The 14269-nt window shown below is 54.1% G+C and carries 16 protein-coding genes; 11 read left to right on the forward strand and 5 right to left on the reverse strand.

Annotation, left to right across the window (positions count from 1 at the left end):
- Positions 1 to 3: 3 nt before the first annotated feature.
- Positions 4 to 816 carry a phospholipid ABC transporter ATP-binding protein MlaF gene (gene mlaF / locus ABLU96_RS12100; protein ID WP_004125691.1) on the reverse strand — a complete coding sequence of 271 codons (813 nt, stop codon included), beginning with the start codon at positions 814 to 816 and terminating at the stop codon, positions 4 to 6.
- A 209-nt stretch (positions 817 to 1025) separates the two neighbouring features.
- Here mlaF and ABLU96_RS12105 point away from each other — a divergent pair, with 209 nt between their 5' ends.
- From ABLU96_RS12105 to npr, 11 genes are all read left to right on the forward strand, one after another.
- Positions 1026 to 2003, forward strand: a complete 978-nt coding sequence (locus ABLU96_RS12105) for a calcium/sodium antiporter (RefSeq protein WP_004854581.1) — start codon at positions 1026 to 1028, stop codon at positions 2001 to 2003.
- A gap of 14 nt (positions 2004 to 2017) precedes the next feature.
- Complete coding sequence (kdsD, locus tag ABLU96_RS12110; protein WP_004854583.1) at positions 2018 to 3004, forward strand: arabinose-5-phosphate isomerase KdsD; 987 nt, start codon at positions 2018 to 2020, stop codon at positions 3002 to 3004.
- A 14-nt stretch (positions 3005 to 3018) separates the two neighbouring features.
- Positions 3019 to 3585, forward strand: coding sequence for a 3-deoxy-manno-octulosonate-8-phosphatase KdsC (gene kdsC / locus ABLU96_RS12115; protein WP_004854584.1), 567 nt, complete (start codon positions 3019 to 3021; stop codon positions 3583 to 3585).
- Positions 3582 to 4157: an LPS export ABC transporter periplasmic protein LptC gene (gene lptC / locus ABLU96_RS12120; protein WP_004854587.1), complete on the forward strand. Its 576-nt coding sequence runs from the start codon at positions 3582 to 3584 to the stop codon at positions 4155 to 4157. Before kdsC ends, lptC begins: the two co-directional genes overlap by 4 nt.
- Positions 4126 to 4671: a lipopolysaccharide ABC transporter substrate-binding protein LptA gene (gene lptA, locus ABLU96_RS12125; protein WP_004125703.1), complete on the forward strand. Its 546-nt coding sequence runs from the start codon at positions 4126 to 4128 to the stop codon at positions 4669 to 4671. Before lptC ends, lptA begins: the two co-directional genes overlap by 32 nt.
- Positions 4672 to 4677: 6 nt before the next feature.
- The gene (lptB, locus tag ABLU96_RS12130) at positions 4678 to 5403 is read left to right on the forward strand and encodes an LPS export ABC transporter ATP-binding protein (protein ID WP_004125705.1); all 726 of its coding nucleotides are present in this window, start codon (positions 4678 to 4680) and stop codon (positions 5401 to 5403) included.
- A gap of 47 nt (positions 5404 to 5450) precedes the next feature.
- Positions 5451 to 6884, forward strand: a complete 1434-nt coding sequence (gene rpoN / locus ABLU96_RS12135) for an RNA polymerase factor sigma-54 (RefSeq protein WP_025108150.1) — start codon at positions 5451 to 5453, stop codon at positions 6882 to 6884.
- Between the two features lie 22 nt (positions 6885 to 6906).
- Entirely contained in the window at positions 6907 to 7194 is a 288-nt protein-coding gene (gene hpf, locus ABLU96_RS12140) for a ribosome hibernation promoting factor (protein ID WP_004106167.1), read from the forward strand.
- Positions 7195 to 7259: 65 nt separating this feature from the next.
- On the forward strand, positions 7260 to 7748 hold the full coding sequence (gene ptsN / locus ABLU96_RS12145) for a PTS IIA-like nitrogen regulatory protein PtsN (protein WP_004854593.1): 489 nt from the start codon (positions 7260 to 7262) through the stop codon (positions 7746 to 7748).
- A 45-nt stretch (positions 7749 to 7793) separates the two neighbouring features.
- Positions 7794 to 8648 (forward strand): RNase adapter RapZ, encoded by an 855-nt coding sequence (gene rapZ, locus ABLU96_RS12150; protein WP_004106169.1) that lies wholly within the window; start codon positions 7794 to 7796, stop codon positions 8646 to 8648.
- Positions 8645 to 8917, forward strand: coding sequence for a PTS phosphocarrier protein NPr (npr, locus tag ABLU96_RS12155; protein WP_004106170.1), 273 nt, complete (start codon positions 8645 to 8647; stop codon positions 8915 to 8917). The genes rapZ and npr overlap by 4 nt, the downstream gene beginning before the upstream one ends.
- A gap of 52 nt (positions 8918 to 8969) precedes the next feature.
- On the opposite strand, the gene mtgA is transcribed toward npr, so the two are convergent.
- The 4 genes from mtgA to ABLU96_RS12175 all read right to left on the reverse strand — a co-directional run bounded on the left by mtgA (position 8970) and on the right by ABLU96_RS12175 (position 13986).
- On the reverse strand, positions 8970 to 9695 hold the full coding sequence (gene mtgA, locus ABLU96_RS12160) for a monofunctional biosynthetic peptidoglycan transglycosylase (RefSeq protein ID WP_014226984.1): 726 nt from the start codon (positions 9693 to 9695) through the stop codon (positions 8970 to 8972).
- On the reverse strand, positions 9692 to 10345 hold the full coding sequence (gene elbB, locus ABLU96_RS12165) for an isoprenoid biosynthesis glyoxalase ElbB (RefSeq protein WP_014226985.1): 654 nt from the start codon (positions 10343 to 10345) through the stop codon (positions 9692 to 9694). The genes mtgA and elbB overlap by 4 nt, the downstream gene beginning before the upstream one ends.
- 234 nt (positions 10346 to 10579) lie before the next feature.
- Positions 10580 to 12919, reverse strand: coding sequence for an aerobic respiration two-component sensor histidine kinase ArcB (gene arcB, locus ABLU96_RS12170; RefSeq protein WP_025108151.1), 2340 nt, complete (start codon positions 12917 to 12919; stop codon positions 10580 to 10582).
- A 131-nt stretch (positions 12920 to 13050) separates the two neighbouring features.
- Entirely contained in the window at positions 13051 to 13986 is a 936-nt protein-coding gene (locus ABLU96_RS12175) for a TIGR01212 family radical SAM protein (protein WP_014226987.1), read from the reverse strand.
- Positions 13987 to 14269: the final 283 nt, after the last annotated feature.

The following is a 14269-nucleotide window of genomic DNA, read 5'->3' on the forward strand; positions in this document are numbered from 1 at the left end:
CGCTTAACTCCCTTTGCCCAATAAATCATGATGATAATCACCCGCCGGATAGCGGAACGGCACCGGGCCGTCGGCGATACCATCAATGAACTGACGAACCCGAGGATCGGCATTTTCACGCAGCGACTGCGCGCTCCCATGCGCTACGACCTTTTTGTCCGCCACGATATATGCAAAGTCCGCGATGCTGAGCACCTCCGGCACATCATGCGAAACCACGATACAGGTGACACCCAGGGTGCTATTGAGTTCAGAAATCAGCTTCACCAGCACCCCCATCGTAATGGGGTCCTGCCCGACAAAGGGCTCATCGAACATGATTAAATCAGGTTCGAGCGCAATCGCCCTCGCCAGGGCGGCACGGCGCGCCATGCCGCCGGAAAGCTCAGAAGGCATCAGCTTCGCGGCTCCGCGTAGCCCAACGGCTTCCAGCTTCATCATCACCGTGGTGTGCAGCAGCGCTTCCGGCAGACGCGTATGCTCGCGCAGCGGATAAGCGACGTTATCGAACACATTCAGATCGGTGAACAGCGCGCCGGACTGAAACAGCATGCTCATGCGCTTGCGGACGGTATACAGGCGCGAACGCGACATCTGCGGTACGTTTTCACCATCAAACAGGATTTCGCCTTTATCGGGCGGGATCTGACCGCCGATGAGACGTAACAGGGTGGTTTTGCCGATCCCTGATGGCCCCATTATCGCGGTGATCTTGCCGCGGGGTACCGATAGCGAGATATCATCGAAGATCACGCGATCGCCCCTCGAGAAGCGAATACCGCGCACTTCGACTAGATTCGCCGAACTCTGGCTCATAAAATCATCCTTACTAGACACCCGTCGGGCTAAGCATGGCGCTTTCTTTCACCACAAACCCAACATTTTTACAGAATCTTACCCGCCCGGGTTAGCGAAAGCTGGCATTTGTTTTACTTTTGGCACACATAAAGTCAAAATTAAGAATTCGTTACGCTGCCTACGGACGGCCAGCGAGGCGACGATTATACCTGAAGAAAGGACTTTAGATGCTCTTAGCGACGGCTCTGTTAATTATTGGTTTATTGCTGGTTGTCTACAGCGCCGATCGTCTGGTCTACGCCGCTTCAATACTCTGCCGTATGCTGGGGATCCCTCCCCTGATTATTGGCATGACGGTAGTCAGCATCGGTACCAGTTTGCCGGAAGTGATTGTTTCCGCCGCCGCTTCCCTGCATGGGCAAACCGATCTGGCGATCGGCACCGCTCTCGGATCGAATATCACCAATATCCTGCTGATCCTCGGCCTCACCGCGCTGTTTCAACCTTTTACCGTGCATTCTGATATCCTGCGCCGCGAATTGCCGTTAATGTTGCTGGTTAGTTTACTGGCAGGATTTGTGCTGTACGACGGCCAGCTTACGCGGATAGACGGCCTTTTTTTGCTGGCGCTGGCCATTCTGTGGCTGCTGTTTACCCTTAAAATTGCCCGCCTTGCGGAACGCCAGGGTAACGACAGCCTGACCCGTGAACAGCTGGCGGAGCTGCCGCGAGAAGGCTCGCTTCCCGTCGCGCTGCTCTGGTTGGGCGTCGCGATGATTGTGATGCCGATGGCTACGCGGATGGTGGTCGATAACGCCACGGTGCTGGCAAACTTTTTTGCTATCAGCGAACTGACCGTCGGCTTAACGGTCGTCGCTATCGGCACCAGCCTGCCCGAGCTGGCCACGGCCATCGCCGGAGCGCGAAAAGGCGAAAATGACATCGCTATCGGCAATATCATTGGCGCTAATATTCTTAATATTGTACTGGTCCTCGGGCTCCCCGCGCTGATTGCGCCAGGCACCTTTGCCGCCGAGGCCTTTACCCGCGATTATGGCGTCATGCTGCTGGTCAGCCTGATCTTCGCCGCGCTGTGCTGGCGCCGTAAGCAGCAGCCCGGTCGCCTTGCCGGTGCCCTGCTGCTGGGTGGTTTTGTGCTTTGGTTAGCGATGCTGTACTGGACAGCGCCGCTCTTCGTTGAATGATTCGGGATAACATTATGTCGCAAATAGATTTGCCAGCGGATTTTGACTTTCAACGGGCAGGCCGCGAGGTTCTGGACATTGAACGTGAAGGTCTGGCCCAGCTCGATCAATACATTAATGAAGATTTTACCCGTGCCTGTGAGACCATTTTCCGCTGTACCGGTAAAGTTGTGGTGATGGGAATGGGGAAATCCGGCCATATCGGGCGAAAAATGGCAGCCACTTTCGCCAGTACCGGAACGTCATCTTTCTTCGTTCATCCCGGTGAGGCCGCGCACGGCGATTTAGGCATGGTAACTCCATGCGACGTGGTGATCGCGCTATCCAACTCGGGCGAGTCAAATGAAATCCTCGCCCTGATTCCGGTGCTTAAGCGCCAGCAGGTGGCGCTGATTTGTATCACCAGCCGACCGGAAAGCAGTATGGCGCGCGCGGCGGATATTCACCTGTGCGTGAAGGTGCCCAAAGAGGCCTGCCCGTTAGGGCTGGCCCCCACGTCAAGCACCACCGCCGCGCTGGTCATGGGCGATGCCCTTGCCGTAGCGCTGCTGGAAGCCCGCGGTTTTACCGCTGAAGATTTTGCGCTATCGCACCCTGGCGGCGCTCTGGGCCGTAAGCTACTGCTGCGGGTCAATGATATCATGCACACCGGCGATGAAATTCCGCACGTTGGCCTGGAGGCCACGCTCCGCGATGCGTTGCTGGAAATCACGCGCAAAAATTTAGGCATGACCGCCATTTGCGATGATGAAATGAATATCATCGGCATCTTCACCGATGGCGATCTGCGCCGCGTATTTGATACCGGCATTGATATGCGTAACGCCAGTATTGCCGAAGTGATGACGCGAGGCGGAATCCGCATCCGTCCCGGCACGCTGGCCGTTGATGCGCTGAACCTGATGCAGTCCCGTCATATCACCTGCGTGCTGGTTGCTGATGGCGACCGTCTGGTAGGTGTGATACATATGCACGATCTCCTGCGCGCGGGCGTAGTGTAAGTAAGGAAAAAATAATGAATAATGCTGATGCCCTGATAGCGACCTGCTACGGGCCGGTAAGCCAGGACTTTCTTGACCGGGCGGCGAAGATCCGTTTATTGATACTTGATGTAGACGGCGTTTTGTCCGACGGTCTTATCTATATGGGTAACAACGGCGAAGAGCTGAAGGCGTTTAACGTGCGCGACGGCTACGGTATCCGCTGCGCCCTGACTTCAGATATTGAAGTGGCGATAATTACCGGGCGAAACGCTAAACTGGTGGAAGATCGCTGCCAAACGCTGGGCATTACGCATCTCTACCAGGGGCAGTCGGATAAGCTGCTGGCGTTTCGTGAACTACTCAATAAACTGGCCGTTAGCGCGGATGAAGTCGCCTATATTGGCGACGATCTGATCGACTGGCCGGTGATGGCTGAAGTGGGTTTAAGCATAGCGGTAGCCGATGCGCATCCGCTGCTGCTCCCGCGCGCGGATTACGTTACTCGTATCAACGGGGGTCGCGGAGCGGTACGCGAAGTGTGCGATTTGCTACTATTGGCGCAGGGCAAGCTGGATGAGGCCAAAGGGCAATCTATATGAGTAAAACCAGACGTTGGGTTATCATTTTACTGTCGCTGGTCGCGCTGATCCTGATCGGCCTGAACCTGGCGAGTACGGACGATACCACCCAGCAAGCGATCAATCCTGACGATCCAACGTATACCAGCGAGCATACTGATACCGTCGTGTATAGTCCCGAAGGGGCGCTTAACTACCGGCTCATCGCGGAACACGTGGAGTATTTTTCCGAACAGCAGCTCTCGTGGTTCACAAAACCGGTGATGACCACCTTTGATACCAATAAAGTACCAACCTGGTCTATCAAAGCGGATAAAGCTAAGTTGACGAATGACCGCATGCTGTATCTTTACGGGCACGTTGAGGTAAATGCGCTGACGGCGGATTCTCAACTGCGCAAAATTACGACGGATAACGCCCAGATAAACCTGGTGACGCAGGATGTTACCTCCGATGACATGGTGACGTTGTACGGAACAACATTTAATTCCAGCGGCCTGAAAATGCGCGGGAACCTGCGCAGTAAAAATGCCGAGCTGATTGAAAAGGTTAGAACCTCATATGAAATTCAGAACAAACAAACTCAGCCTTAAGATTGCGCTCGCCAGCGCCTTACTGGCCGCCAGCCTGTCGGCACAGGCAAAGACAGGTGATACCGATCAGCCGATTCACATTGAATCCGATCAGCAGTCGCTGGATATGCAGGGCAACGTCGTCACCTTTACGGGGAATGTTGTCGTCACTCAGGGAACGATCAAAATCAACGCCGACAAAGTTGTTGTGACCCGTCCGGGTGGAGAGAAAGGCAAAGAGGTTATTGATGGCTACGGTAACCCGGCCACCTTCTACCAGATGCAGGACAACGGTAAGCCGGTAAAAGGCCGCGCGTCGAAAATGCATTATGAACTGCAAAACGACTTTGTCGTCCTGACCGGCAATGCGCATCTGGAACAGATCGATAGCAATATCCAGGGCGACAAAATCACTTACCTGGTGAAAGAGCAAAAAATGCAGGCCTTCAGCAATAAAGGCGGGCGCGTGACCACGGTTCTGGTTCCTTCGCAGCTGCAGGACAAGGGTAGCGATCAGTCAAAGAAGGGTAAGTAATTCGTTATGGCAACATTAACTGCAAAGAATCTTGCTAAAGCCTATAAAGGCCGCCGCGTTGTAGAAGACGTCAGCCTGACCGTGAATTCGGGCGAGATTGTTGGTCTGCTCGGACCGAACGGTGCCGGTAAAACCACCACGTTCTATATGGTCGTTGGTATCGTACCGCGCGACGCCGGCAACATTATCATCGATGATGAAGATATCAGCCTGCTGCCCCTGCACGCGCGCGCGCGTCGCGGAATCGGCTATTTGCCGCAGGAGGCCTCCATATTCCGCCGCCTGAGCGTTTACGATAACCTGATGGCGGTACTGCAGATTCGCGACGACCTGAGCAACGAGCAGCGTGAAGACCGGGCGAAAGAGCTGATGGAGGAGTTTCACATTGAGCATCTGCGCGATAGCCTCGGCCAGGCGCTCTCCGGTGGTGAACGCCGCCGCGTCGAGATCGCCCGCGCGCTGGCCGCTAACCCGAAATTTATCCTGCTGGATGAACCCTTCGCCGGCGTGGACCCCATCTCCGTCATTGATATCAAACGCATTATTGAACACCTGCGCGACAGCGGTCTTGGCGTCCTGATAACCGACCATAACGTCCGGGAAACGCTGGCCGTGTGTGAGCGTGCTTATATCGTCAGCCAGGGCCACCTGATAGCTCACGGTACGCCACAGCAAATCCTTGAAGACGAGCAGGTTAAGCGCGTGTATCTTGGGGAAGACTTCAGACTCTGATAGGGTAGAGGTTACAGACGTTTTAGCCGGAGATATTGGCCCTGAATATGAAGCAAGGTTTGCAATTAAGGCTAAGCCAACAGCTTGCCATGACGCCACAACTGCAGCAGGCGATTCGTCTACTGCAGCTGTCCACGTTAGAACTCCAGCAAGAACTCCAGCAGGCGCTGGACAGCAACCCGTTGCTGGAGCAAACCGATCTTCACGATGAGGTAGAAACCAAAGAGGCCGAAGATCGTGAGTCTCTGGATACCGTCGATGCCCTTGAGCAGAAAGACATGCCCGAAGAGCTGCCGCTTGATGCCAGCTGGGATGAGATTTACACCGCCGGAACGCCGTCAGGCAACGGCGTTGATTACCAGGATGATGAACTGCCCGTCTACCAGGGCGAGACCACGCAAAGCCTGCAGGATTATCTGATGTGGCAGGTTGAACTGACGCCCTTCACCGATACCGATCGCGCGATCGCGACCTCTATCGTCGATGCCGTTGATGATACTGGCTACCTGACCGTTCCTGTCGAAGACATCGTGGAAAGTATTGGCGATGATGAAATCGGGCTTGAAGAAGTAGAAGCGGTTCTCAAGCGCATTCAGCGTTTCGATCCCGTCGGCGTAGCGGCAAAAGATTTACGCGATTGCCTGCTGGTTCAGCTTTCACAGTTTGCCAAAGAGACGCCGTGGATTGATGAAGCTCGCCTGATCATCAGCGAACACCTTGATCTGCTTGCCAATCACGACTTCCGTAGCCTGATGCGCGTGACCCGCCTCAAAGAAGACGTGCTAAAGGAAGCGGTAAATCTGATCCAATCGCTGGATCCGCGCCCGGGCCAGTCGATCCAGACTGGCGAGCCAGAATATGTCATTCCTGACGTTCTGGTGCGTAAAGTGAACGATCGTTGGGTCGTTGAGCTCAATTCAGATAGCCTTCCGCGCCTGAAGATCAACCAGCACTATGCCGCCATGGGTAACAGTACGCGCAATGACGCGGACGGCCAGTTTATCCGCAGCAACCTGCAGGAAGCGCGCTGGCTTATCAAGAGCCTCGAGAGCCGCAACGACACCCTTCTGCGCGTCAGCCGCTGCATTGTCGAACAGCAGCAGGCTTTTTTTGAACAAGGTGAAGAGTTTATGAAACCGATGGTGCTGGCGGACATCGCTCAGGCCGTCGAAATGCATGAATCCACCATTTCACGCGTTACTACGCAAAAATACCTGCACAGTCCGCGCGGTATTTTTGAGCTGAAGTATTTCTTCTCCAGCCATGTAAACACCGAAGGCGGCGGCGAAGCATCGTCGACGGCCATTCGTGCGCTGGTGAAGAAATTAATCGCCGCGGAAAACCCCGCGAAACCATTGAGTGACAGTAAGCTCACCACCCTGCTATCCGATCAGGGTATTATGGTGGCGCGGCGAACCGTTGCTAAGTACCGAGAGTCTTTATCCATTCCGCCGTCAAATCAGCGTAAGCAGCTGGTTTGACCCAACCGATAAGGAAGACACTATGCAGCTCAACATTACAGGACACAACGTTGAAATAACCCCCGCGATGCGCGATTTCGTTACCGCGAAGTTCAGCAAACTGGAGCAGTTTTTCGACAGGATCAACCAGGTCTACATTGTGTTAAAAGTGGAGAAGGTGACGCAAATAGCGGACGCCAATCTGCATGTCAACGGTGGTGAAATCCATGCCAGTGCGGAAGGGCAGGATATGTATGCTGCGATCGATGGTCTTATCGATAAGCTGGCAAGACAGCTAACAAAACATAAAGATAAACTGAAACAACACTAATTGTCCGGGCAATAGCCTACGCCAACCGCCCGCAGGCGGTTGGCCAGGAGAGCTCAGGTGAAATTATGATAAATAACGATTCGGCTCTACAACTGAGCAATGTCCTTAACCAGGAATGTACCCGTAGCCAGGTTCACTGCCAGAGCAAAAAACGCGCGCTGGAAATCATCAGCGAGCTGGCGGCAAAGCAGCTAGGCTTACCGCCCCAGATCGTCTTCGAGGCGATCCTCACCCGTGAGAAAATGGGCAGTACCGGGATTGGCAACGGTATTGCGATCCCACACGGTAAACTCGAAGAGGATACGCTGCGGGCCGTGGGCGTTTTTGTTCAGTTGGAAACCCCAATTGCCTTCGATGCTATCGACAATCAACCCGTCGATCTGCTGTTTGCCCTTCTTGTCCCGGCCGATCAAACTAAAACGCATCTGCATACGCTCTCGCTGGTGGCGAAACGTCTGGCAGATAAAACTATTTGCCGCCGCCTGCGCGCTGCGCAAAGTGATGAAGAGCTGTATGAAATCATTACTGAAGCGGGAAGTAATAATGAGGCGTAACGGAAGTCGCACCTTACTCTTTTTCGTACTGAGGAGAAACGGTACATGGTACTGATGATCGTCAGCGGCCGTTCAGGGTCGGGGAAATCCGTCGCCCTGCGAGCGCTGGAAGATATGGGTTTTTACTGCGTCGATAACCTGCCGGTTGTGCTGTTGCCCGAGCTGGCGCGCTCGCTCGCCGACAGAAACATCTCGGCAGCCGTCAGCATTGACGTGCGTAACATGCCCGAGTCGCCGGAAATCTTCGAGCAGGCGATGAAAAATCTGCCCGCAGAATTTTCACCTCAGCTGCTGTTCCTGGATGCCGATCGTAACACCCTGATTCGCCGCTACAGCGACACGCGTCGTTTACATCCTCTGTCCAGTAAAAACCTGTCGCTGGAAAGCGCCATCGATGAAGAGAGCGACCTGCTGGAGCCTCTGCGTTCCCGCGCCGACCTGATCGTCGATACCTCAGAAATGTCGGTGCATGAGCTGGCAGAAATGCTGCGCACGCGTTTATTAGGCAAACGCGAGCGCGAACTGACGATGGTGTTTGAATCCTTTGGCTTTAAGCACGGTATACCTATCGATGCCGACTACGTTTTTGACGTGCGCTTTCTGCCGAACCCGCACTGGGATCCGAAGCTGCGTCCCATGACCGGCCTCGATAAGCCCGTCGCCGCCTTCCTCGACCGGCACACGGAAGTTCACAATTTTATCTACCAGACCCGCAGCTATCTTGAGCTATGGTTACCTATGCTGGAGACCAATAACCGCAGCTATTTGACGGTGGCCATTGGTTGTACCGGTGGTAAACACCGTTCGGTTTACATCGCCGAACAGCTGGCTGACTACTTCCGCTCGCGCGGTAAGAACGTGCAGTCTCGTCATCGGACGCTGGAAAAACGCAAATCATGACCGTTAAGCAAACCGTTGAAATCACCAATAAGCTGGGCATGCACGCTCGCCCGGCGATGAAGCTGTTTGAATTAATGCAGAACTATGATGCCGAGGTGCTGCTGCGTAATGATGAAGGTACCGAAGCGGAAGCAAATAGCGTGATTGCGCTGCTGATGCTCGATTCAGCTAAAGGGCGTCAGATCGAGATTGAAGCCAACGGCCCACAGGAAGTGGAGGCGCTGGCAGCGGTTATTGCGCTGTTCAACGCCGGGTTTGATGAGGATTAGCTTTCATTCCCCCGGCGGCAGCGTGCCTTCCGGGTTACCGGTTGTGAAATCATCAATGCAGCTTATTCGCCTGCATAAACCCTTCCCCACCTAACTGCCTCATCTGGCGCAGGATCCACGCCTGACGGCTGCGAACATAACCCGATGGCGCATCGGCGCGGAAGCGTATTGGGTTAGGCAGCACCGCAGCGAGCAGCGCGGCTTCGGAAGCCGTCAGTTTACTGGCCGGTTTGTGAAAATAGCGCTGCGACGCGGCTTCAACGCCAAACGTCCCCTCACCAAATTCAGCGATATTGAGATAGACCGTGAGGATCCGCTTTTTACTCCATACTGTCTCAATGCCGACGGTCAGTCCCGCCTCCAACCCTTTTCTCAGCCAACTGCGGCCGTCCCACAGAAACAGGTTTTTTGCCGTCTGTTGCGACAGGGTTGAGGCGCCGCGAATGCGGTTCTCATTGCGTTCATTATGCGCCAGCGCCTTCTCAATGGCCGTGACGTCAAATCCCCAGTGTTCCGGGAATTTCTGATCTTCTGCGGCAATAACCGCCAGCCCCATCCACGGCGAAATTTCATCCATGTCCACCCAGTCGGAATGGGCGAGGTAATGAAAATCCCCTGAAAGCCAGGCGCCGACCTGCCGCTCCAGCATCACCGCCGAAAAAGGAACAGGTACGAAGCTAAACAGGGCAATCCCGCCGCCCCATAGCACCGCACAAGCCAACAATAGCCTCAGCACAAAGCGCTTAATCAACCGCAACGGCGAAAAGCGAAATGTCATGCCGTCAGAACCAATACGCGAGAGACCAGTTTTTCAATGCCGCTCGCCGCTTCGGCGATGTTCTGCGCCAGCATATACGCGGGGGTCGTCACCACTTTGTTGTCTTCATCCACCACAATATCGTCGACCGGGCAAGGCACGTGTTCAGCCCCCATCTCCTCAACCGCGTCGGCAGTATCAAGATCGGTACCAATGGTCACGCGTAGCGGTATAGCAAATATTTTCGGCAACAGTGCCGGAGCGATACAGATAAAGCCCAACGGTTTACCCGCCTGATGCATCGCCAGCGCCAGCGCCTTGAGATCGCGATCGACTTCACATTCGCTCCCCTGTGAAGCAAAGCTGCTGAGGTTCTTTGCTGCACCAAAACCGCCGGGCACGATCAGCGCATCCAGCGCATCCGCTCGGGCATTGGCCAAAGGCTGAATCTCTCCGCGTGCGATACGCGCCGCTTCCACGAGCACATTACGGCTTTCCGCCTGCGCTTCGCCGGTCAGGTGATTGATAACATCGGTTTGCACTTTATCTGGCGCATAGCAGATGGCCTGAGCGCCGCTGCGGGCTATTGCCAGCAGGGTAATGACGGCTTCATGAATTTCACTTCCGTCATAAACGCCGCAGCCGCTCAGCACCACACCAATTTTCTTCATCACATCAGCCCCTTAGTACAAGTTTATGAAAGCAGTCAAAAATTTTGAATTACTCGCTATGCTTCACATATTTTACTGTTTCATGTAACAAACTATTTAAGGTTTGCTATCTTAATGAGCGAGTAAGCCAAATCCTCAGGTTGCGCCGTGTAAAAAAATCACTCAAATGATTCTGGCGTAACGACCAGTTCCCTGGTGTTGGCGCAGTATTCGCGCACCCCGGTTTATCCGGGGTCATTTTTTATCTGCCGCCGCGACCCACGCTTTCAGCACCGCGACATCGTTTTGCCACTCTGATTTCATCTCTTCAACCCATTCACCCACGTTATCCGACCACGCAGGTAAATCCGGCGTCTGAATCTGCTGCCCTAATTGCTGGATATGGCGCAAACCGATTGAGCCCGCTGCCCCTTTAATCTTATGACCCTCATCGACAATGCCTTTCTGGTCGCGAGCGGTTAAATTGGATTCCAGGACCGCCAGGTAGCCCGGCATCATTCTTTCAAAAACGGCCAGACCGTCATTAATCAGCTTCGGCCCTACCAGTTCGATATACTGCTCAAGCATCGGAATATCCAGTACAGAAGCCGATTTACTGCTATCTACAGATGGCATTGCATTCTCCTCTTCTTCCGGCGCATCCCAGAATTTTTTGATAATCGCGGTTAATGCCGGAACCGATAATGGCTTACTAAGAACATCATCCATTCCCGCATCCAGATACTCTTTCTTGTTCTTCAGCACGTTAGCGGTAAGCGCCACCAGCGGCGGGAGCTCATCGGCGGCAAAGCGTTGTTTCAGCTGACGAGAAATATCGAGTCCAGTCATATCCGGCAGCTGAATATCAAGCAGAACCAGATCGTACTCGCCGGGTACAAACATCTCCAGCGCAGCCTTGCCGGTCATCGCCACATCCACGCTGTTGCCCAGCTTCTCCAGTACCGAGCGCGCCACGATCACGTTGAGCTCAATATCTTCCACCAGCAGCACGTTCAGCGCAGGTAATGGCATTTCATCTTCCGCCAGCGTGTCCTCGACCTCTTCAGCCACGGCCGGAGCGTGTACGGTAAGCGTAAAAGTCGCGCCTTTACCCGGGAGGCTGGTAACGCAAATATCACCGCCCATATTCCGCGCCAGCCGCCGCGATACGGCGAGGCCGATGCCGGTACCCGTCGCTGGCTTGCCGCCCTGGCTATCTTTCACCTGGTAATACATGGCGAAAATTTTATCCTGTTCCGCTTCAGGGATGCCAATCCCTGAATCTTCTACTTCAAAGTGCAGGATATCTCCTTCGTCGTAGCGCACGCGGACGTTCACATTCCCGCCTTGCGGAGTAAATTTCACGGCATTACTAATAAGATTCCACAAGATTTGGCGCAAACGCGTTCCGTCGGTGATTACTTTATGCGGCAGCGGAAGCGTGGGGTCCAGCACAAAATGCAGGCCTTTCTGCTGCGCCTGCAGGCCGGAGAGGTTTTCCAGGTCGGCCAGGAAGCCGGTAAAGTCCACCGGCTGGTTATCCAGCTGAATTTTACGCCGCTCCATCTTATCCATCTCAATAATATCATTGAAGATATTACCCAGCGTTACCGCTGAGACGTGGATGGTTTTCAGGTATCTTTCCTGTTCATCGGTAAGATCGGTATCCAGAAGGATTCGGCTAAGGCCTACGATGCCGTTAAGCGGCGTACGCAGCTCGTGGCTGATCGTTGAGATAAAGGTGGTCTTATCACGGCTGGCCCGCTCCAGCGCGTCCTGATAGCGCTTACGCTCCGTAATATCGCGGCCAAACCCCATCAGACCGCGGCGCTTACCGACGCGGTCATAATAAGGCACTTTGCGGATTTCAAAGCAGGCCTTGCGCCCGTCCGGATAATCCAGCCACTGCTCGTAGGTGAGCGATACGTTATGGCGGAAGACTTTCTCATCCGTCTCCAGCACCTTCTCCGCCACCTCTTCGCTGTAAACATCCTGCGGCTTAAGATGAATAAGCTGCTTTTCACTTTTACCGGTCAACAGTTCCATGGCTCGGTTACAGCCAGAAAACTCTTTATCTTCATTACGATAGAAAACCAGGTCCGGAGAGGCATCCAGGAAGGAGCGCAAGAAGGAGGATTGCTGTTCCAGCTGAATTTGCGCCTCTTCACGCTCTTTCATCTCAATTTTCAGCTGCTCAAGCGTCGTTTCACGTTCCGCTTCCGCCTTTTCACGTTCGCCGATTTCCTGATTAAGCTGGGCGATGTTGTCCTTAAGCTGCACATTCAGCTTGAGATCGCGTTCGCGCATCTCCTCCAGTTTCTCCACCAGCCTCGAGAGGCGCTGCCGGGACTCTTCCAGCTGCTCAACCACCACCGACAGGAAATAGACCGCCCACGGGGTAATCAGCAAGCCAAAGAAGATGGAGCGGATCACATCAATACTTTCCACCTGGCCGTGCAGCACCATCGTCACGGCCATCTGCACAACGATCGCCAGCACCACCAGCGCAAAGGCCAGCAGCATTGAAAAGCGCACCAGACCCAGCTTCATCATCAGGTCAACATAATACTGCGCCAGCATACGGATTTGCTTCATAAGGGATTCCTTCGCGACAACTTCGCACAATAATACTCAATTCTGAGCAAGACGCTGTAAGTTGTGCCAAAAATGCGGGAAGGATTGTAGTTACGCGCCTGACGGTGGAGAGCCGTCAGCCGGAAAAGACGTTATTCGGCAGCAGCCGGAGAGATCCAGCAACGCCCGATGGCTGACCCCTGCACGCCGTATTCATTGAGATATTTATCCAGCTCAACCATCCCGGTCCAACGGTTCTCACACCACAGCGGCGCCAGCAACGTCGGGCGTCGGGCGCTGGCGGAGATACGGTGATAAATCACGTCTGGCGGAGTATGGCGAATCATCTCTCCTGCAGTGACCGTATACGCTTCCAGCGCAATACCGTTTAACCTGCCGGCCTGCCACGCCCTGGCCATGATACTGCCCTTCACAATATGAAGTGGATGCAGCTTAATGCCGTCTACGCCGGTCTCTACCACCTGCGCTAAGGTCTCCAGACATTCGCGCTGCCCTTCGCCCGGCAGGCCCACGATAAGGTGGCTACACACTTTGAGGCCGCGTTCGCGTGCCAGACGGGTGGTTCGCTGATAGCAGGCAAAATCGTGGCCGCGATTGATTCGGTGCAGCGTTTTATCATGCGCGGTCTGTAAACCCAGCTCGAGCCAGACTTCATACCCCTGCTCCCGATATTCAGTCAGCAGATCCAGTACCGCGCCGGGGACGCAGTCCGGGCGAGTCCCTACGCATAGCCCGACAATATTCGCCTGGCTGACCGCCTGCTGATACATGGCGCGCAGCACCTGCACCTCGGCAAAAGTGCTGGTATAAGCCTGGAAATAGGCCAGATAGCGCTTTGCGCGATTCACCCGCTGCGCCTGATGGGCCAGCTGTTCCGCAATCGAGCGGTGCTGCTGCTCTTCATCGGCAAAAGAGGCCACATTACAGAACGTACAGCCGCCGCGACCAATAGTGCCATCGCGATTTGGGCAGCTAAATCCACCATGCAGCGTCAGTTTATGAACCTTTTCACCATAGCGGCGCATAAGATCCCCACCAAACATATTGACTAATTTTTGTAACTGCATAATCTGATAGACCGGCCTTAAGAAAGGGGCCAAGCCTGCCATTTTTAGCTACCGACGGCGATGACCTGGATCAATCGTCAACGCGGCTGCCTATCTCATTGCATAAACACTCAAGATAACTGCAATTTAATTCATCCTTATGGTAATGAGTTTTCCTTATATATAGCCGCTGATTTGCCATTATCTTTACCAGGGCATAAAACAGTATTAGTCACCGCAAATCAAACAAAAACCAGTTTAAAAAACTGCAATGAAAAAACAATTCAGCACAGAAGGATAATGT

This window comes from Klebsiella sp. CN_Kp106 (genome assembly GCF_040064575.1).
GTDB classification, from domain to species: Bacteria; Pseudomonadota; Gammaproteobacteria; order Enterobacterales; family Enterobacteriaceae; genus Klebsiella; species Klebsiella michiganensis.

Coding starts and splice junctions, on each gene's coding strand:
- mlaF (WP_004125691.1), bottom strand. CDS start 816: ATGAGCCAGAGTTCGGCGAATCTAGTCGAAGTGCGCGGTATTCGCTTC.
- ABLU96_RS12105 (WP_004854581.1), top strand. CDS start 1,026: ATGCTCTTAGCGACGGCTCTGTTAATTATTGGTTTATTGCTGGTTGTC.
- kdsD (WP_004854583.1), top strand. CDS start 2,018: ATGTCGCAAATAGATTTGCCAGCGGATTTTGACTTTCAACGGGCAGGC.
- kdsC (WP_004854584.1), top strand. CDS start 3,019: ATGAATAATGCTGATGCCCTGATAGCGACCTGCTACGGGCCGGTAAGC.
- lptC (WP_004854587.1), top strand. CDS start 3,582: ATGAGTAAAACCAGACGTTGGGTTATCATTTTACTGTCGCTGGTCGCG.
- lptA (WP_004125703.1), top strand. CDS start 4,126: ATGAAATTCAGAACAAACAAACTCAGCCTTAAGATTGCGCTCGCCAGC.
- lptB (WP_004125705.1), top strand. CDS start 4,678: ATGGCAACATTAACTGCAAAGAATCTTGCTAAAGCCTATAAAGGCCGC.
- rpoN (WP_025108150.1), top strand. CDS start 5,451: ATGAAGCAAGGTTTGCAATTAAGGCTAAGCCAACAGCTTGCCATGACG.
- hpf (WP_004106167.1), top strand. CDS start 6,907: ATGCAGCTCAACATTACAGGACACAACGTTGAAATAACCCCCGCGATG.
- ptsN (WP_004854593.1), top strand. CDS start 7,260: ATGATAAATAACGATTCGGCTCTACAACTGAGCAATGTCCTTAACCAG.
- rapZ (WP_004106169.1), top strand. CDS start 7,794: ATGGTACTGATGATCGTCAGCGGCCGTTCAGGGTCGGGGAAATCCGTC.
- npr (WP_004106170.1), top strand. CDS start 8,645: ATGACCGTTAAGCAAACCGTTGAAATCACCAATAAGCTGGGCATGCAC.
- mtgA (WP_014226984.1), bottom strand. CDS start 9,695: ATGACATTTCGCTTTTCGCCGTTGCGGTTGATTAAGCGCTTTGTGCTG.
- elbB (WP_014226985.1), bottom strand. CDS start 10,345: ATGAAGAAAATTGGTGTGGTGCTGAGCGGCTGCGGCGTTTATGACGGA.
- arcB (WP_025108151.1), bottom strand. CDS start 12,919: ATGAAGCAAATCCGTATGCTGGCGCAGTATTATGTTGACCTGATGATG.
- ABLU96_RS12175 (WP_014226987.1), bottom strand. CDS start 13,986: ATGCAGTTACAAAAATTAGTCAATATGTTTGGTGGGGATCTTATGCGC.